General features: G+C 44.4%; 19 protein-coding genes. 4 read left to right on the top strand and 15 right to left on the bottom strand.

The window, feature by feature from the left end; genetic code table 11:
• Positions 1 to 8 precede the first annotated feature (8 nt).
• The 3 genes from ACKTT9_RS25250 to ACKTT9_RS25260 all read right to left on the bottom strand — a co-directional run bounded on the left by ACKTT9_RS25250 (position 9) and on the right by ACKTT9_RS25260 (position 953).
• Positions 9 to 383, bottom strand: coding sequence for a hypothetical protein (locus ACKTT9_RS25250; protein WP_407868056.1), 375 nt, complete (start codon positions 381 to 383; stop codon positions 9 to 11).
• Positions 373 to 543 carry a hypothetical protein gene (locus ACKTT9_RS25255; RefSeq protein ID WP_157321945.1) on the bottom strand — a complete coding sequence of 57 codons (171 nt, stop codon included), beginning with the start codon at positions 541 to 543 and terminating at the stop codon, positions 373 to 375. The genes ACKTT9_RS25250 and ACKTT9_RS25255 overlap by 11 nt, the downstream gene beginning before the upstream one ends.
• A gap of 224 nt (positions 544 to 767) precedes the next feature.
• A complete protein-coding gene (locus ACKTT9_RS25260; protein WP_407868057.1) occupies positions 768 to 953 on the bottom strand; it encodes a hypothetical protein in 186 nt (61 codons plus the stop codon).
• 74 nt (positions 954 to 1027) lie between these two features.
• Here ACKTT9_RS25260 and ACKTT9_RS25265 point away from each other — a divergent pair, with 74 nt between their 5' ends.
• Positions 1028 to 3352, top strand: coding sequence for an ATP-binding protein (locus tag ACKTT9_RS25265; protein WP_407868058.1), 2325 nt, complete (start codon positions 1028 to 1030; stop codon positions 3350 to 3352).
• A complete protein-coding gene (locus ACKTT9_RS25270) occupies positions 3349 to 3996 on the top strand; it encodes a response regulator transcription factor (RefSeq protein WP_127450103.1) in 648 nt (215 codons plus the stop codon). Before ACKTT9_RS25265 ends, ACKTT9_RS25270 begins: the two co-directional genes overlap by 4 nt.
• A gap of 132 nt (positions 3997 to 4128) precedes the next feature.
• Here the strand turns inward: ACKTT9_RS25270 and ACKTT9_RS25275 are convergent, their stop codons facing one another.
• From ACKTT9_RS25275 to ACKTT9_RS25305, 7 genes are all read right to left on the bottom strand, one after another.
• Positions 4129 to 4851: a nucleoside phosphorylase gene (locus ACKTT9_RS25275; RefSeq protein ID WP_407868059.1), complete on the bottom strand. Its 723-nt coding sequence runs from the start codon at positions 4849 to 4851 to the stop codon at positions 4129 to 4131.
• Between the two features lies 1 nt (position 4852).
• Positions 4853 to 5530, bottom strand: coding sequence for a sulfite oxidase-like oxidoreductase (locus ACKTT9_RS25280; protein WP_157321953.1), 678 nt, complete (start codon positions 5528 to 5530; stop codon positions 4853 to 4855).
• A gap of 21 nt (positions 5531 to 5551) precedes the next feature.
• A complete protein-coding gene (locus tag ACKTT9_RS25285; RefSeq protein WP_315952446.1) occupies positions 5552 to 6475 on the bottom strand; it encodes an ABC transporter permease in 924 nt (307 codons plus the stop codon).
• The gene (locus tag ACKTT9_RS25290; protein ID WP_157321957.1) at positions 6459 to 7526 is read right to left on the bottom strand and encodes an ABC transporter permease; all 1068 of its coding nucleotides are present in this window, start codon (positions 7524 to 7526) and stop codon (positions 6459 to 6461) included. Before ACKTT9_RS25290 ends, ACKTT9_RS25285 begins: the two co-directional genes overlap by 17 nt.
• Positions 7519 to 9018, bottom strand: a complete 1500-nt coding sequence (locus ACKTT9_RS25295; protein WP_407868060.1) for an ABC transporter ATP-binding protein — start codon at positions 9016 to 9018, stop codon at positions 7519 to 7521. The genes ACKTT9_RS25290 and ACKTT9_RS25295 overlap by 8 nt, the downstream gene beginning before the upstream one ends.
• Before the next feature lie 90 nt (positions 9019 to 9108).
• A complete protein-coding gene (locus ACKTT9_RS25300; protein WP_127450115.1) occupies positions 9109 to 10140 on the bottom strand; it encodes a BMP family protein in 1032 nt (343 codons plus the stop codon).
• A 229-nt stretch (positions 10141 to 10369) separates the two neighbouring features.
• The gene (locus tag ACKTT9_RS25305) at positions 10370 to 10639 is read right to left on the bottom strand and encodes a late competence development ComFB family protein (protein ID WP_127450117.1); all 270 of its coding nucleotides are present in this window, start codon (positions 10637 to 10639) and stop codon (positions 10370 to 10372) included.
• A 300-nt stretch (positions 10640 to 10939) separates the two neighbouring features.
• Between ACKTT9_RS25305 and ACKTT9_RS25310 the strand changes: the two genes are divergently transcribed.
• Complete coding sequence (locus ACKTT9_RS25310) at positions 10940 to 11449, top strand: metal-dependent hydrolase (RefSeq protein ID WP_157321961.1); 510 nt, start codon at positions 10940 to 10942, stop codon at positions 11447 to 11449.
• A 51-nt stretch (positions 11450 to 11500) separates the two neighbouring features.
• Here ACKTT9_RS25310 and ACKTT9_RS25315 read toward each other — a convergent pair whose 3' ends face one another.
• Together ACKTT9_RS25315 and ACKTT9_RS25320 are read right to left on the bottom strand one after the other, a co-directional pair.
• Complete coding sequence (locus ACKTT9_RS25315) at positions 11501 to 13252, bottom strand: sensor histidine kinase (protein ID WP_407868061.1); 1752 nt, start codon at positions 13250 to 13252, stop codon at positions 11501 to 11503.
• Positions 13253 to 13547: 295 nt separating this feature from the next.
• Positions 13548 to 15533 (bottom strand): hypothetical protein, encoded by a 1986-nt coding sequence (locus ACKTT9_RS25320; RefSeq protein WP_407868062.1) that lies wholly within the window; start codon positions 15531 to 15533, stop codon positions 13548 to 13550.
• 152 nt (positions 15534 to 15685) lie between these two features.
• Here ACKTT9_RS25320 and greA point away from each other — a divergent pair, with 152 nt between their 5' ends.
• Complete coding sequence (gene greA, locus ACKTT9_RS25325) at positions 15686 to 16156, top strand: transcription elongation factor GreA (RefSeq protein WP_315952457.1); 471 nt, start codon at positions 15686 to 15688, stop codon at positions 16154 to 16156.
• An 80-nt stretch (positions 16157 to 16236) separates the two neighbouring features.
• Here greA and murI read toward each other — a convergent pair whose 3' ends face one another.
• From murI to ACKTT9_RS25340, 3 genes are all read right to left on the bottom strand, one after another.
• Positions 16237 to 17013: a glutamate racemase gene (murI, locus tag ACKTT9_RS25330; RefSeq protein ID WP_407868063.1), complete on the bottom strand. Its 777-nt coding sequence runs from the start codon at positions 17011 to 17013 to the stop codon at positions 16237 to 16239.
• 31 nt (positions 17014 to 17044) lie between these two features.
• Positions 17045 to 17815, bottom strand: a complete 771-nt coding sequence (locus tag ACKTT9_RS25335) for a Cof-type HAD-IIB family hydrolase (protein ID WP_407868064.1) — start codon at positions 17813 to 17815, stop codon at positions 17045 to 17047.
• A 125-nt stretch (positions 17816 to 17940) separates the two neighbouring features.
• Complete coding sequence (locus tag ACKTT9_RS25340) at positions 17941 to 18471, bottom strand: ATP-dependent Clp protease proteolytic subunit (RefSeq protein ID WP_407868065.1); 531 nt, start codon at positions 18469 to 18471, stop codon at positions 17941 to 17943.
• Between the last annotated feature and the right edge of the window lie 19 nt (positions 18472 to 18490).

Consider the following 18490-nt stretch of genomic DNA (forward strand, 5'->3'; position numbering starts at 1 on the left):
AATTTATATTAAGATTGTAAATCCATATATTCACTGTTATCAGACAAGCGTCCTAGGAAGGTAACGACGATCATTTTATACCGCGAATGGCCTGCCCGAAGCTCATTTTCTTCCATCAGCTCAAATTCAGCCACCATCTCTACATCATCATCAATGATAAACATCGTCGGTTCGTTGCGGTTACTGGGCTTAATTCGCTCATCTTCAAGCTTCTTCCGTACAAATAAGTTAACCTCTTCGAGATTCGCTTTTTCATGCGTAACGCGCTCGCCAAATCGGGAATGAGCATGACCGGTTACGACCAGATCGGCGATTTGTTTACCGCCCAGCTCAGCAGCCAAAGGTTCGTAAGTACTCCACCGATTCATCTTCTTATCGCTCATTCCCAGTATTCCACCGGTGATTCGCTTCGATCATATCCATCATCTTTTTCATGGAAATTTGGATTTGCTCTTTTGAGGGCAGGGAAAGCGTGCTGTAGGTTTGTTTAACAACATCCGTTAACACCGTATCAAACATAAATTCAAACTGTTCGTTATTCATTATGAAATCCCTCCTTATTTACATGATTTTGGAAAATTGCCTACTTACATCATATATCGAAGCGCTCTAAATATCAGCGCAATAATTATTTTCGTAAATACACCTCTGATTCTCAAATAAACGCACATTTTTTTGCGCAAAAAAAAAGATAGCAGCTAGATTTTAAAAATCTAATTGCAATCTTTTTGAGAGATTTGGTAAAATTAAGTAACGGTGTTCATGAACTAGAACCAAAACTCTTCTTTCGGTTCGTTCTTTCTAGAAATGGTAAACGTTTTCATAATTGCCTGTTTTTCGCAATCCGAAACACCTGTCAGACCTTGAAGTGCGGACAATCTTTCGCTCAAACCCAACTTTTTCAAAGAAGCAATGGTGGTTGATAAATCCGGTGACCATGTTGCACTGATCATACACATACCCCCTAATTCACCCAAATTAAGTAACAACTGCTATTATAGCAGTGAATGAGAGGAAGATATAGTGATTGAATCACAAATTATATAAAATTCTTCTATCTTTTTGTTTAGCAGGCTTGCAGATCTGGTTTTTATTCGTCACCTTTCAATACACATTCTTCGGAATTCAATTACAGCGAAATGAACTTATGGAATGGCATATCAAATCGTTTCAAGATGACAACATTCAATTGGAGCTGGGACTTCAAGTTGGCGACAAAATTGTTGCTGTAAACGGAAAAGCCCCTAACGAAAACAACATTGTCCAAAAATGGGCCACGATCGAGCAAGCGGATACGATTACCATCGCCAGGAATGACCGGCAAATAACAATTTCATTAGAACAGGTTGTTCAACCTGCTTTCGACTTTATCTCTTTGTTCGGAGAAATTATTTGTCTTTGTGTTTCCTTTATGATCTTGTGGAAAATTCCCCACTCCAAATCAGCTCGTCTGCTATCGCTTGTTTTTCTCATTGTAGGCATCATTTTCATGTGCATCCCCCCTTCCGCTCGCGGAGATAGTTTGGCGAAAGTGCTGATTAGCAATCTTGTAATGATCATGCCATTTGTCTTCGTTCATTTTCTTACTTTATTTTTCAAAGAAAAGAGCGGCGTCTCACTGCCAACCGCGTATTTGAAATATGTCTATAGCTTCATGTTTCTCACTTTTATTGGAAGATGCATCTATTTCACGCCGCTGGACACATATAAGTTTTATATATTAGACTATCGCTGTGTCCTACTTTTATTTTTGTGCGGATTCTTACTGAATATCGGATTACTATTTTATGTGTTTTTCAAATATCGGCGGGAGAATTCTTCCATACAGGCCATTATCAAGCTTGTCTGGTTCGCCCTCTTTATTTCGACTGCGCCGTTAGCTTTTCTATCTTTCCTACCCATTTTGTTCACAGGAGCGCCGCTCGTTAAATCGCTTTATACGGGATACTTTGTGGTGTTCTTTCCATTATCGTTTACGTATATCATCGTCACCAAGCAATTGTTTGATATTCATATCTTGCTTCGCCGCATTCTGTACACGTCGCTTATTTCGATGGTGCCAACCACTTTAATCGTGCTCATGATCGCTTTGATCTTTAGTAACGAAGTCACTGTGAAAAACATGTCGTTAAGCTTCTTATTTATTTTAACAACCATTTCCTTCTTGCTTTATGTACTTGAATATTTTGTCACAAAGCTGGATGCCATCATGTTTCCCAAAAAGTTTTACTTGCAGCTTGCCCTTAAGAAAATTGCAAGAAACTTGCGGACCATTACGAGTTTTCGCGAATTAAAAGATATTATTCTGGTAGATATCGTAAGTACCCTCAACGTCTACGGTGGCGCCATCGTTTTTCAATACCCGCATTCCATGGAAACCATTGGCGAAGGCGTTTTGGATTTAAACGAAATCGAACAGTACTTGCGTGAAAATCGATTGGATGACTCGAAATATTCTATTTTTGTTATTAATCAAAACGAAGAGTACTCCTGCTACTTAGTCACAGCAAGGAAAAAAACCAACACCCTGCTAAGTCTGGAGGAACGCCAGTGGTTAAGCCTGATCATTTCTTATTTGGCAGTAAGCTTGGAAAATATCTATCTGATCCGTAAATTAACGGTTAAATTGCATGATCTGGCTTCGCAAATTCCGAATGAGGAGGCCGGACAGGACGTTGTTTGGCTTCGCAAATCGCTTTTTGAACTACAGGAACAAGAACGATACAGGCTTGCTACGGATCTGCATGACACGACAATGCAGGACATTTTATTAGTACGTAGAAGATTAATTTCTTTTATCAATAATAACGAGGATCAACAGCAAGTAGTTCAAGCGATCAAACACCTGGATCTGGTGAATGAAAGCTTGCGTCAAAGCTGCTTTGAATTAAATCCTCATTTGCTTCAAAATATTGGGTTAATTCAAACCATACAAGCAACATTGGATCTGGATATTGGCTTAAACGAATATGAAACGCAATTCCACGTGGATGGCGCGTTGATCATTGAAAGGCTCGATATTGATATTAAAAAGCATATTTTCCGTATCTTTCAAGAACTTATGCACAATGCCAAGAAACACTCAAACGCCTCCAAAGTCATCATTAAACTGGCTGTCGCTGATGATAACTTGTGTTTATTTTATCGGGATGATGGGGTTGGCATTGACTCGCACGCCCTCGCTAAGGACAAAAGACAACGAACTATTGCTAACACCAGCTTTGGACTAGAACAGATGAAAAGCCGTGTTTTACATTTGAGTGGACATCTAGAGCTTCTCTCAGATCGGGGAAACGGCGTTGAACTCACCATTCGGATTCCCATACCTACTCAGGAAGGAAGTACTGCATGAACAAGCAATCAAAAATTTTAATCGTAGATGATCACCCTTTAATGGCTGAGGCAACTTCCAGTACGCTCAAACAAATTGACGGCGTGCAAATTGTCGGGATTGCAGGCAATGCCAAACAATGCCTAGAACTTGTGGACTTGCATGTGCCGGATATTGTATTTCTGGACTTTAATTTGCCAGATCAGTACGGAGATGAAGTTGCCAAGATCATTAAAGGTAAATATCCCACGACACATCTCGTTATCTTCTCTGGCATCGAATTATCACATCTCTATAACCATTTGATTGGGCTCGAGGTTAGCGCGGTCATCTCTAAGGAGTCCAGCGGGACGCTCATCAAGAGCTTGGTCACTCTGTTGATGGAGAACTTTACAGTTGTACCTGTTCCTGTTTTCCACAAGATGAGAGTATCGAGCGGAAATTTGCACCAGACGGATTTATTGGACGATGATGAAGTGAATATGATGACGATGATTGTACAAGGCTTAACCAATGAACAGATGGCGGATGAAGTACATATGAGCAAACGTACGGTCGATAATTATGTTCGCAAAATTTACGAGAAATTAGGCGTCAAATCCCGTGCGCAAGCGGTGGACAAGTTTAATCAGTTCAAGCACATTTTTGATGTTAACCGCAGGTAAGGAAAGGGAAGCTTCAGCCGAGAGACGGGAACTGAATGAACGAGCGGCTGAACAGCACAGACGACTCAGATACAATAGCAAAAAGAGGTCAAACAGCTTACGCTGAATGACCTCTTTTCTATTTTGTACATCTTACTGGTTCAATTTGACTATAGCACGTATAGCAGCATTAATCTCCCGCTCAACAGCACCAGAAACCACATCTGTATGTGGATCATATACTTCTCTCAGATCCGCATCTGCGTAACCATCCAATGCGACTATCGCGCCTGCCCGCACTCCGCGGAGTGCTGCAATGACGTATAACGCAGAGATTTCCATCTCAACAGCCAAGGCGCCCGCCTGCTTGTATTTCCGATGTGGGAATTCCTCCACACCTTGGAAGAAGGCATCCAACGTGACGGTAATTCCCTTTTTCACAAGACCGTCTGTCTCGCTTGCAGCTTCAAACAGCGCCCGTACAACGTCTGAATCGGCTACTGCCGGGAAGCCTAGCGGTACCAACTGACGGGTCAAGCCATCTTCCCGAACCGCTGCCGTGCTCACTACCAAGCTCCCCGGAGGGACTTCTGCCGAGTAAGAGCCTGCGGTTCCAACACGGATCAACGTCTTTACGCCGCCTTTGATCAACTCTTCAAAGCAAACCGCGGCTCCTGGCGACCCAACGCCATGGCTGACAACGGTGATCGCTACGCCAGACACTTCACCAACGAAAGTCCGGTATTCTCTGCTAAAAGCTAGCTCGCGAACATTGTCCAGCTTGCGCGCGATGGCTTCTGCTCGGAATGGATCCCCGCAAACAATCGCGTATGGACTCAAATCCTCTGTGTTTACCTGTAAAATGGATAATTTCAATTTAATCGAACTCCTTTCTAACCCACTCGTCTTCCGGAATCGGAATCGCTTCCCCTGAGAAGCGCTGTTCTTGAAACGGATCTGCTACATTATGGAACCCATTGCGCTCCCAGAATCCTTCACGGTCTTCTTTCATGAATTCAATACCCTGAATCCATTTGGCGCTTTTCCAGAAATATAAATGCGGAACGAGCAGACGAAGCGGCCAACCATGCTTAGGCGTAAGCGGTTTGCCGTCATAGCTCATGGCCAGCAAAATGTGATCTCCCATTAGGTCCGTGAGCGGAACGTTCGTTTCATACTCATTATCAGCATGCAGCATCACATACTTACCTTCTGGCTTAACGTTGATAAGCTTAAGGAAATCTCGGAAGAGCACGCCTTCCCAAACCGTATCCAGCTTAGACCAACGCGTCACGCAATGAATGTCGCAGACGATTTGTGTCCGAGGTAACGCAAGCAATTCTTCATAGCTAAACGACTTCTCCTCCGCAACCTCACCGAACACACGCAGCGACCATGTGGACATATCGTATTTCGGCACTTCACCTTCGTGAAGGATTGGAAATCTCTCTGTGACAGCCTGTCCAGGTGGAACTCTGTCTGCAATCTCCTGCGGAACATCAACAGCGGGAATATTCATTCGCTTGATGCGCTCTGCTTTGCTATCTTTGTGCATCTGTCATCCTCCGTTACTCCCTTATCGGGAACTGCCATTCGCCTTCTGTGCATCAGCCAAATAATTGCTTCTCCGGAAGAAAAGCATCGCTAGCAAAGTCACGACGTAAGGCAGCATTTGTGTAAAATGAGTAGGCAGGGAGAAGCCCTGCAATCGGATACTGAACGCATCCATCAATCCAAAAAGCAAACTGGATGCCATGACACCAATCGGATTCGCTTGGCCTAACATCGTTGCGACCAAAGCAATAAATCCTCTTCCGGCCGTCATGCCTTCCGTAAACATCGTCACTTGCCCCAGTGAAAGCTGAGCGCCAGCGAGTCCACAGAGCACTCCGCAGATAAGAACCGCCAAGTACTGCATCCGATTCACCTTGATTCCAATACTTTTGCTGGCAATCGGATTTTCGCCAACCGCGACCAATCGGAATCCCAGAACAGACTTGAACAGAAAATACTGAAGGACAAATACAAGGATAAAGGCCAAGTATACAAGCGGTGAATGCCCGGATATAATGTCGCCGACGACGGGAATATCTTTAATGAACGGAATATCCCATTTCGGTAATCCGATCATATTTTTATCATAGAAAGCGCCTTTGACATGAAAAATCGCTCGCAAGCTAAACGCAGTCAAACCCAGCGCCAGGAAGTTAAACGAGATACCGACAACGATGACATTCGCTTGCAAATGTATACTGATATAAGCAAATATCAAGGAAAAGAGCATCGTAACCGCAACGGCAATAAGAACAGCAGCCAATACATTTCCAGTGTAAAAATTACCCACAATCGCTGAGAATGCGCCGACTAACACGAAACCTTCCAAACCTACGTTAAACAAGCCGACTCTGGAACAAATCGCCCCGCCGAGTGCCGCAAGCAGAATCGGAGCCACCATCCGAATCATTGAACTGAATAAGGATACATCAAGAAGATGCTGCATCGCCCTTGCCTCCTTTCCGTCGTTTCCAAAGGGTGTAGCTGAATTTCGCTGTAACGAACAAGATAAGCAAAGACTGAATAACACTTGAAATCTCTAAAGGGATGCTCGTGTTCCGTTCAACCCCCATACCTCCGGTTTGCAAAGCTGCAAGAAGAACGGCCGCAATTGCCGTACCTAGCGGATGAGCGCCTGAAAGCAGTGTCGCCATAATACCGGACCAGGCATAACCTGGGTTCGTTATCATGCCATCTGTGTATCGATACTGCATGCCAAGAACTTCGATTGCGCCGGCTAACCCGGCAAACCCGCCACTGGCAAACATACTGGCCAGCATCACTTTCCCTCTGTTCACGCCTCCATATCCGGCAAAAAGCGGATTATATCCTAACATCCGAATTTCATAACCGGCAACCGTATATTTAATAAACAGATACAGGAGTACCGCAAGTGCAATCGCAATAATAAATCCACCGTGAATGCTCATCCCTTGAAATAGTTTGGGCAGCCAGACCCCTTTCTCAATCATCATCGTTTGAGCGAGAGCGGCTGATCCTGTTTTATCCTTAAAAGGATAGGCAACCATATAGCCTGCAAATAAAGCAGCTATATAATTCATCAGCAGTGTTGTAATGATCAAGTTCATTCTGAACTTGGCGTCCAGCCAACCTGCAAAAGCCGACCAAATGCCGCCGGCAATAATTCCGCCGAGTATAGCTGCCAACAATTTAAATAAGGCTGGCCCAGGCAAATAAATAGCGATCATTGCGCTGGATAATGCGCCCAGAATCATTTGACCTTCCGAACCCATGTTGAAAAAACCTGCACGGAACGCGATCGATACGCCTAAACCTACGAGAATCAGCGGTGTGGCTCGGGTCAGCGTATTCGTTATGAAAAAGAAATTGCCGAAAGCACCCTTCCACATCTGTGCATAAGTATCAATAACGGATCCGCCAATCAATGAGATGGCAATCGCACCGCCGATTAAGCCGATGATGACGGCAAGCAGCGGTTGGACCCAAGCGCTTATAGGGAAACGACTTTTAAGCATGAGAAACTCCTCCCGCCATCCACAAGCTAATCTGCTCCTCCGTTGCGTTCTCGGCAGAAATTTCACCAGCGATTCGTCCTTCATACATGACGATAATACGATCTGAAAGCTTGAGAATTTCTGTTAGCTCCGAGGAAACTAATAATATCGCGCCTTGCTCGTCACGTTTGCGAAGCAATTCTTCGTGAATAAGCTCCATCGCGCCAATATCGACGCCACGAGTAGGCTCTGCTGCAATCAGAAAGGGTTGCTTCTGCGCAATTTCTCTGGCTACGATCAGCTTCTGCAGATTACCGCCAGACAGATACTTTACCTTCGCATCCTGTGAGCCTGCTTTAATCTGAAATTGCTGAATGAAGCCGCCCACCATTTGCCGCAATTCTTTCCCCTGTAAAAACCCTTTACGGCTGGTGGTTCTGTGGTGACCCATCGTCCCATTTTCTAAGACAGTGCCCTCTTTCGCCGCACCCCATTGATAACGATCCTCCGGAACATGCGAAAGACCAATGTCTCTGATTTCCCGCACAGAACGTCCTTTCAGATTGTCGCCAAGCAATCGAATCTCCCCTTGGTCAATAAATTGCAGGCCGGAAATAGCTTGAATCAGCTCGGATTGACCGTTCCCTGAAATACCTGCAATACCCACGATTTCTCCCGCTTTGACATGAAAGCTGACTTTATCCAGAACGGGCTTTCCTTTGTCTCCCATGATTGAGACGTCTTGGACCTGTAGAACGGTTTCACCAAGTTTCACATCACTTTTGGACGTAGGAAGCAGATCTCTGCCCACCATTAGCTTGGACAATTCCTCGACATTGGTTGCCCCGGCATCCAGCTCTCCTGTTACTTTCCCATCACGTAGAACAGTAACCCGGTCAGCAATTTCCATCACTTCATGCAGCTTGTGCGTGATGATAATAAAACTCTTCCCTTGGTTGGCCAAGTTCCGCATAATAACGAGGAGTTCCTTCGCTTCAAGCGGCGTCAATACCCCCGTCGGCTCATCCAAAATAATAATGTCCGCACCTTGATACAGCACCTTCAAAATTTCCACACGCTGCTGCATGCCAAGCGGAATATCCGCCACTTTCTTGTTCGGATCAATCGGCAGGCGATACTGCTCGCACAATGCCTCAACTTGCTTGACGGCCTTTTTACGGTCAAATTTGAGCCCTGACTTAGGTTCATTCCCGATCACAATATTTTCAGCTACTGTAAAGGAGGGAAAAAGCATGAAATGTTGGTGCACCATGCCAATTCGATGACGGATCGCATCCGTAGGATTCGTGAAGGCCACTTTTTTGCCATTCAAAAGAATGTCGCCTGCCGTTGGCTGCTCCATGCCGTACAAAATACGCATTAGCGTTGTTTTTCCAGCTCCATTTTCCCCGACTAATGCATGAATCTCACCTTGACGCAGCGAAAAATCAACATTTGAATTCGCTGTTAAATTGCCATATGTTTTCGTAATTTGACGCATTTGAAGCAGCATAACGGTTTTTCGCTCCTCTGTCTAGACATGAGGAAACTGTTTACGTCTCCGTAAACAGTTCCCATGGTCGATATGAAATGATCGTGCTAATTATTTAACTGGATTTTCAACTTTCACTTTGCCAGAAACGATATCATCGCGAATCGCTTTAACCTTCGTAACTACGTCTTGTCCAATGAAAGGACTAAGCGTAGATTTGCTGTCTTTGGTTACGAAAGTAAGACCAACACCGTCTTCTTTCAAACCGTAATCGACAGAACCGAATTTAAACGAGCCGTTTACAAAGTCTTTCACCGTTTGGTAAGCTACGGCATCTGTTCCTTTTAGTTGAGAAAGGACGATATGCTGTGGATCCGTTACTGTACGGTCAATATCTTGTCCGGATGTGAAGAAGCCTTTTTCTTTCGCAGCCTCGAATACGCCCAGATCACCAACAGCAGAAGCGGCAGCGATGAAATCAGCACCTTGTGAGAATTGCGTTAATGCTAATTCCTTTGCTTTCGCTGGATCCGTGAAGCTGCCTACGTAGTTAACGATGAATTTAGCATTAGGATTCGTTGCTTTCAAACCTTCTTGGAAGCCAACGGTGTACTTCTTGATCAGCGGGATATCAAGTGCCGCAACCATACCTACGACATTTTTCTTAGTTGCAAGACCAGCTGCCGCACCCAGCAAGTAGGAAGCTTCATGCTCACGGAATACTACACTGCGAACGTTCGGAAGATCGACAACCGTATCAATAATGGCAAAGGATTTCTTCGGATTCTCAGCAGCTACTTTCTTAAGAGCATCTTCGGACTCGAAAGAGCTGGTGATGATGAGATCATAGTTATCGGCAACGGCAGCGCGTAAATTTTGTTCAATGGCGCTTGCATCAGTGGATTCTACTGTTTTAACCGTAATGCCAAACTCTTGTCCAGCTTTCTTAACACCTTCATCCTCTTGTGCGAAAAATGGGTTCAAACCAATTTTCTCCGGTGTAATCAAGATAACTTTCTTATCTGACTTAGCTGTAGCAGCTTTCGTTGCTTCCGCAGCCGGTGCTGCTGTGTCTGTTTTTGCCGTTGCGCAGCCAGTTAGCAATATTGTAACAGCAAACATAGATATTAAAGCTTTTTTCATGTGTATCTCTCCCCTTGGTGAATATATGTTATGTACAACATTCTTTTGTATATCCTACTAAATAACTCGGATTTAGTCAAAGTATTTTTTTGCTCGACAAATGTTAACGAATTATGTTCGAAATATACGAAACTCGTCGATAATTATACTATATTGTCGAATGACATGCTATATAAAAAAGCCAGCCTCCTGAGATGGAGACTAGCTTTGTTCAAATTTATGTATGTTACTAGACTTCGTGATGCTGATGATCAGCCACAATATTCGCAGCTTCCATTAATTCACGCATAACATCGGATTGCAACTGCGGGTTAATGTATATGCCTTTAACAAACAATGCGCCCTTTTCACTTGACGTATATCTAGGCGGGATTTTGTTTAAAGCAAGCGCTAGCATATCATCTTTACACTTATTACAATCGCATTTCAATTCGTAATTTTTCTGAAACTCATCAAACATATTGACGACGATCGTTTCCATCGCATTAAAGACTGGCATCGGAGTTAGCTCCTTCACTATTTCAACTATATGTCTATTATAACGTATAAACCTATATTCAAAAAGTGCTCATAGACTAGTTCCCCCCTCATTATTGACTCATGGTTGGTAACTACGCCTAGTTCCAAGCACCCTGATCACGTATTTCTCATCCCAATTTCAAAGAAATGACCACAACATTCACTAGAATGTGATACGCTGTTTGTTGCATATGCATGGTATGAGCGGATTCCGACTGAAAATACGTTTCTGCTTCGAATGCTATACAGTTATAAATAAATTAGACTTAGGGGTTAACTTATGCTGCAAAAAACACACAGTATTGCCGGATTCATCTCGGCAGAACTCGTACTCGCTTATCAAGATGTAAGCTTTTTCTCGTGGGACACGGCCGGAGCTCTTCTGCTGGGCTGCTTGGCAGGAACGCTGGCGGATGTCGACAAGCCAGGCTCGACGATGGCCAAGGTTCTATTTCCGTTATCTGCCTTGCTTCGCATTCTGAAGGTCAAGCATCGGACGCTAACCCATTCGATTGTCTTTATCCTCCTGCTAATGATGATCTCATTGCCGATGTCGCCCTTGTACTTCTGGGTTTTCATCGTCGCTTATGCATCGCATCCGCTTATTGATTTGCTCAACGAACGAGGCATTCAGCTCTTCTGGCCGCTCCCGATGAAAATTCGTTTATTGCCGAAATTCATCGCAATTGATACCGGATCTACAAGCGAAACCGTATTCCGTTGGCTGCTTTTGGCCGTCACCTTACTGATCCCTTTTATGCTTTATGTATATCCCATGCTGCAAAAATAAATAAAAGCCCCTTCTTCTCTGTCTTATACAGAAAAGGAAGGGGCTTTACATTTATTGCATTGGAATGGATATTTTAAAGCAAATCCAGCCATCCTCCACACATACTTCGATTGTCCCTTTGTAGTGCTCAATCCGCTCCTTCACGACCGACAAGCCTAATCCCTGATGCTCACCGTCACCTTTGGTGCTGTAGCCGATCGAAAACATTTGATTGTAGTCCTCTACTTGGAAATCCGGCAGCACGGGGTTGGAAACAGAGATCGTCACTTGATTCGACTCCGACCATCCGTTCACAATGACCTCCCGTTCACCTGGCGGGAATTTATTCACCTCGTCAAAAGCATTATCAATCAGATTTCCGATAATTTTTACGAGATCAACGGATTTTACCCCTAAAGCTAAACCATCAAGGCCTGTAAATTCATAAGTAAAATCAATTTTCGTCCGCATAGCAAGCGCAAACTTCGCTTGAATTAAAGCGGCGATCGCCGGATGGCCGATACGAATAATATCGTTCACTTCATTGATTTCTTCCAGCAACTCTTTCATGTATTTCATCTGGTCTTCTTTTTTGCCATTTGCAAGCAGCGCATACATGGTCTGCACATGATTTAAGAAATCATGCCGCTGGCTGCGAATCGTAGCAAACATCAGATCCACATTTTGAATGTACATTTCTTGTGTGGATTGAACCGCGGTTTCACGGCTTTTGGTAATAAATCGGAAGACGAAATAAATAAAGATGCAGCTGCAAACCGTAAACAGAACAACGACAAGCATAAGCTGAACGAGCTGTTTGTTTAAAGTCTCTTGAATCGATTGATAATCCGACGTAATGGATATGACATAGGGAACTTCTCGCTGGATTTCGGTCAGTTTGTTCTTGACCGGGACATACATGAACGTTTTGAGAATAGGTTTCCCATTCCAACTCTCTACAACGCTAACCGGTTTATTATTTTCGATGGACTCTTTGTAATACTTCAAATCTTTGTCATTCGTAATGTTGTACGAACCGAACAGCAGTGGCCGATCATACACCGAAATGAAAGATGTGCCGTCATTGCCTTTGTACTCAATTGGCTTGGAGCCGAACGTAACCCCATGCAGGCCTGAAATTTCCAAAATATCCTGATTAGCCGCAAGCGTTTTCTTTACAACGGTGTCTGCACCGACGATTTCTTTAAACCGCTGAATTTTATCGGCGTTCACAAACACACAAATAATATAATTGGTCGAACCGTCGTAATAGTAACCAAATTTACTGACATTGCTGGAGCCCGAAGCTGGAACCTCGTAAATGCCGGACCAGAAATTCGGCAGTTTCTGACCTTCAGGAATCGAGACCTGGTGATCCGTCATCAATTGATCAAAGGCCGTAAACCAATAGCCGAACGGGATTGTGCTTTTGATTTGAAGTTCTTTGGGTTCCGATGACTTGGCGACCATGATATCGTTTCCAACACCACTGCGCTTCATCAGCGAGAAGCCGTCGACACCCGCTTGTTTGGCGAGTTGAACCAATTGCTCATTGGATACTTTATCGGCATCCGGATCAAGCTTGCTCGCGGCGAAAAGTGCGACAGCGCGCAGCTTTTCTCCAACTAAATCTTCCACGAAGAAGGAACCTTCCTCTGACAGTTCAATGGATGTGCGGATTTGGTTGGCCGTCGACTCCATCCTCATCGATAAGGCTTCCGTTAACAGTGATTTCGTATACCAGTAATAAGAGGTATTATTCGTCACCAGCAACAGAATAACGATAATTAAGGTGATGTAGATGACTTTGGAGTTTATTCTCATGAAGATGTTCACACTTTCTATATTTTGTAAAATGAATATTACAAAGTCGACACTATGTAAAACTTATGTAAAACTTTTTTCGACACTATCCGAAATTAGTTGTCCCTTTCAGTAGTATAGTAGGATAGGAAAGCCTTGTCTATCAATTAATATTGCGGTTTATAAACCGTTGGTAAGATAGGGAAAATTACCAAGATACAGGGTGCGAATTAGGAGTGGATTTCTCGTTGGTTTCTTCCTCACGGTGCCGCCAAAAAAAGAATGCAACCCGCAGGAACCAGGTTGCATGTTTAGGTTACTTAGCCGCTATCTCAGCACTTTTCTTCCAAATGATTCTTTCGCCTATGCGCAAGACAACATCGACTCGATGTGTCCCCATAGCTAACGGACGTGATGCTTTCAAGCTAAACAGGATAACAGCTGAATTGTGATCCGACTGATTCACAATTCCTTTGTTCACGGAAGTATGCTCGATTCCTCCGCGGTCTTCTCCCTCTTCGATGCTCAGTTGAAGCGGCATTTGCCCGGCATCGTAATCTTCCCTGCTGGTCCAGTCATTCACGAATGCCTGCAATTCCAGCCTTCCGCTCTTCACACTTGTCGGAATGTTTTCGGCCATTACGGTATAATTTTTCTCAAACAAACTGTACTCATTTCCGACAACTACTTGCGTTAACCCAAAGAGCGCCAGCACATCTTTTAAATTTAAATACCAGCCTCCCTCAATAAACTGAGCAGGCTTATCCAGAGGCACGTTCCCACCTGCCTCTTCTTGCCAATGCACAGCAGCACTGGCTTGATTTGCTTGCAAATCGAAGGAGTAATCGCCCTTGGTAAGCGTAATCTCATTTTTACCCGAAGCGGCGCTTACTTCATAGTGATATAGATCGGCCAGCCGGTTCACGTTTAAATAAGATTGGCCTTTGTCCGTGTAGCCTATTCTTACACCCGTGTTAAGCTGTAAATCTCCTGTGCCAGTCGGTAGAATATTCACACCATTCGTCTCCGTCTTGGCAACACGTGCTATCGTTTGAGAATCCTCATCCCACAGCGTATCCTGCGTACCGCTCCAGAATGGAATCCAACCTGTTCGGTTATCAACGTGTACCTTCAGCCACATAGATCCGCCATTCGGCGGATTCCAAGCTTCTGTCACTTCCACTGTCTGATTGCGCAGCAGCAATGTCGTGTCGTTAAACGGCACTTCCGGATATTGCGACAGTTCTCTTGCATCCTTAACCAACATCTTCCAGTGAACAGGTACGGCAGACTCCGGTTCTCCGACCAGCTTGTTAATCCATCCTGTTCCCTTCGAGGAACGTACATGATACCAGGTGCTGTTATGCCAAATTTCGTATGGACCTCTCCCCGTCCATAAGGGTTCTGCGATTTTCTCAAAAACAGTGACCATCTCGTCTTTAAGTACCGCATCTTCTTTGGCCATCCCCGCGAAGACAGTAGGGAATAACGGCGTCTCTCGCACAATTTTCAGTGTTTCATCTGCCGGAAGAATGGTCACTCCTTTGTCCCGCGTCCAGACTGTCCCTTGATCGGTCTGAACTTCGAAAGCGCGATCATATATCGTTGTAAATTCATGGAGAATCGTGAAATCTCCAGCTGTCGTCGAAGACCAATCCATCTGCTTCTGACCTATGCCCATTGCCGCGCCAAGGTCGCTTTTTACGGGAAGATTATCATAATGTGCTTTGCGCTGAACGTCGTGAACAGTGCCAATTTGATTAATTGGAATAAACGCCCAAAGATCGCCTAACCAATTTGTATGCACCTTAATCCAAGATTTGCGGTTGGGATCGTTGGCGTAGAACCACATCTTTTCAGCATCTGTCACTTCCACTTCTTGGGGGGATAAAGCGGCAACAGGATCATTTTTCGTGCTTGGACTGCGATAAAGCGGTGTTTCATCTAAAAGCGTGATCCGCTTAGGCGGTGCAATCTCGATTTCCCAAGGTTTTGGCCTGATCCAACGAGGTCCGAACATGGTTTCGATTTTCCAAGTCGCCTCGCCGATCGACCAGCCGCTTTCGGTTTCCAGTACATGCACGGCCTGCGGAGCAAAAGTTCCTTCAGGATCCGTGTTGTACGTATCCGCCGCAGCGTAATAAGGTGTGTCAGCCAGCAGCTCTATCTCGGCCGGGAATCGAAGCCCCTCTGGAGCAAATGAACCTCCAAAAATTGTATCCGCAGCTGCTTGGGACACATAGCCAGCCAAACCCATTGCTGCTGCAACAACTGTGAATGTGAACAATTTTATTTTCATCATCGTAAACTCACCGCTTCCGCATCCATTTCAAGGAAAATACTTCCACTATTTAGACGTTCTCCTGGTTAATAAGTTGCTTTTTTACGATTACTTTACTTGACCTCGCTACTTTAGTACTATAACAAGTATCGAATACATGAGGAGCTGTAAAAATGTCCAATGATGAAATCATCCTAACTCCCGAAGGATTACGCAGTTTAGAACTTGAGCTTGAGGAACTGAAAACCGTTAAACGCAAAGAATTGGCAAGCCGGATTAAGACGGCCATTAGCTACGGTGACTTGAAAGAGAACAGTGAATACCATTCGGCCAAAGAAGAACAGGGTTTCATGGAAACGAGAGTTTTAACCATCGAAAGAATGTTAAAAAAGGCGCGCGTTGTAACGAATCTGGATACATCTAAGGTTCAAGTAGGATCCACTGTTGTCCTTAATGATGTAGAATTCGCCGAGAAAATCGAATACAAAATCGTCGGTACCTCTGAAGCAAATGTCAATGAAAATAAAATCTCCTACGAAAGCCCGCTTGGCGTCTCGCTCATGGGCAAAAAAGTTGGCGATACGATCAGCGTCAATGCGCCAATGGGTGTTATCTCTTACGAACTGCTTGAGATTCGCGTATAGTCTAGTTAACACGAAAGGGCTGTCTCCCTGTAGATATATCTACTGGACGACAGCCCTTTTCATATTCTCCTGTTCAACTCTTATACCCCAACGACTTCAAAAAGCTCCAGTGCTTTCCGCATCTTCTCCAAGTACTCAGGATTACTATCCGAGCACATCCATTTCAGATCGGAATGTCCTTTGCCAAGAAGTTGGTCTCGATCACTTAGAAGCTGGGTCAACCGGTTCACTGTCCCTGCGCTTCCATCAACAATTTGGATATGATCCGGAAGAATCTTCTTCAATACGCTTCGGAAAAAGGGGAAATGCGTACATCCAAGGACTAACGTACCATACATACTCAGGTCGAACGAAGCTAACTGGGTATGAAAATAATCAATAATTTGCTGGTTATCCACGTTTAATTGCTCACAAAATTGAACCAATTCCGGCATTGGCAGCGAATCCACCATGTGCATGTCATCGATACGGGAAACAAGCTCCCTGTATTTGGACTCTTTGAGCGTTAACGGTGTAGCGAGCACAAGCACTCTTTTTCCCGAAGAACGGTTCATGGCAAGCGCCGGCTTCACCGCTGGTTCCATGCCGATAATCGGCATTTCGTAGATGTTGCGAAGTTCTGAGATCGCAATACTCGTTGCCGTGTTACAAGCAATAACGAGTGCACTAACCTCTTCCTTGCTGATGGTTTCCACCGCTTGTTTCACAAAAGAAAGGACTTCATCCTTCGATTTTGTTCCGTATGGCACGTGCAGCGTATCTGCAAAATAAAGAAAGTCTTCATGAGGCAATTGCTTCATGGCTTCGTGTAAGACGGAAATTCCGCCTATTCCTGAATCAAAAAAAGCTATTCTCATTTGTTTTCACCCTGATCTTGTTCTTTCGATGTTAGAGCAATCCTGCTGTTATAAGTCCATTGCGAACGCCATCTTCATCCACATGCGTCGTCACATGATCGGCATAAGGAAGCAAATCCTTGTGGGAGTTCCCCATTGCGATGCCCATCCCAACAAAGGAAAGCATTTCCATATCATTCAAGCCATCGCCAAATGCAACCGCTTCTTCCGGTTTAATGCCTACAAGCTCAAGCAGTGCTGCAATCCCCTGAGCTTTGGAACCTCCAGCCGGTAAAACATCAATCGCATGCTGATGCCAGCGAATCAGCTTAAATTCCGTTTGAAGCTCTTCATACAGATGTTCATCCGTATCTTCACAGTGCAGGAAAATCTGATAAATATCGTTCGTTTTCCAGAAATCCGGGTCATACCCTGGCAAATCCACCTTCAACGACGAAACGGATCCTGTTACGAATGGATGATCTTCCGTGTCAGTGAAAAACTGATGCTCCCCCTCGAATACGAGAGAATGTTTGTGCTTCGCGGCAAGTTTGACCAAAGCTTCAATGCTGCTTTTGGCAATGATGCGTCTGTACAGGGGCTCCCCACGATACACGGCATATCCGCCGTTCAAACAAACATAGGAATCGATCCCGAGCTGCTCAGCCAAGGGCTTAATGAAGTATGGGGCTCGTCCTGTAGCAATCACCGGTTCAATGCCTTGCTGCTTTAATTGGTGAATAGCGGTTACTGTGGAAGCTGGAACCTGTTTTTCCTCATTGACAAGCGTACCGTCGATATCAAAAAACACAATTTTATACACAGTTGGGTCTCCTTTGCACTTGGCGGCAGCTGTCGCTGCCAGCCTTCTCTCTTTCTCTCATTAAACACCAAAAAGAGATAAAAAACAAAGAAAAAGAGAATCCCCCAGGCTTCTCTCCTCAATTTCTATACAATTTCATCAATCACACCGTAGGATAAAGCCTCCTCAGGACTCAGATACCAATTTCGCTGATGTTCCTGAACACGAAGGATCTCATCTTGGGTTAGCTTTGTTTTAGATAAAAGGTATTCATCATAAATATTTTGCAGCCTCTGCGTTTCATCCACCCTATTCTTCAAATACTCCAGATGACCGTCAATATGCGTAGAAACGGCATGATACATAAAGGTGCTGAGCCTGCCGGCATATCTTTTGTGGCCACTCACAGCGATCAGCAAGCTCATGCTGGCAGCTAGTCCATACACGTAGGTGTGTATAGGCGTCTTGCTATTTTCGATCACATTAATGAGGCCTAGACCGTCGTAGACGCTCCCCCCGTTGCTATTAATAATGACGTCGATGGGAACGCGTTTAAAATCTTTTTCCTTCTTATCTTTGTCATCATCAAATTGGTTTATTTTCATGATTTGCTCGACAATCATTTTCACAGAGCTTTTATTAATGCCATCGAATAGATATAAGGTTCTTTCATTCATCGAAATGCCTCCTGTCCTA

The organism is Paenibacillus sp. P36 (assembly GCF_045866505.1).
GTDB classification, from domain to species: domain Bacteria; phylum Bacillota; class Bacilli; order Paenibacillales; family NBRC-103111; genus Paenibacillus_E; species Paenibacillus_E chondroitinus.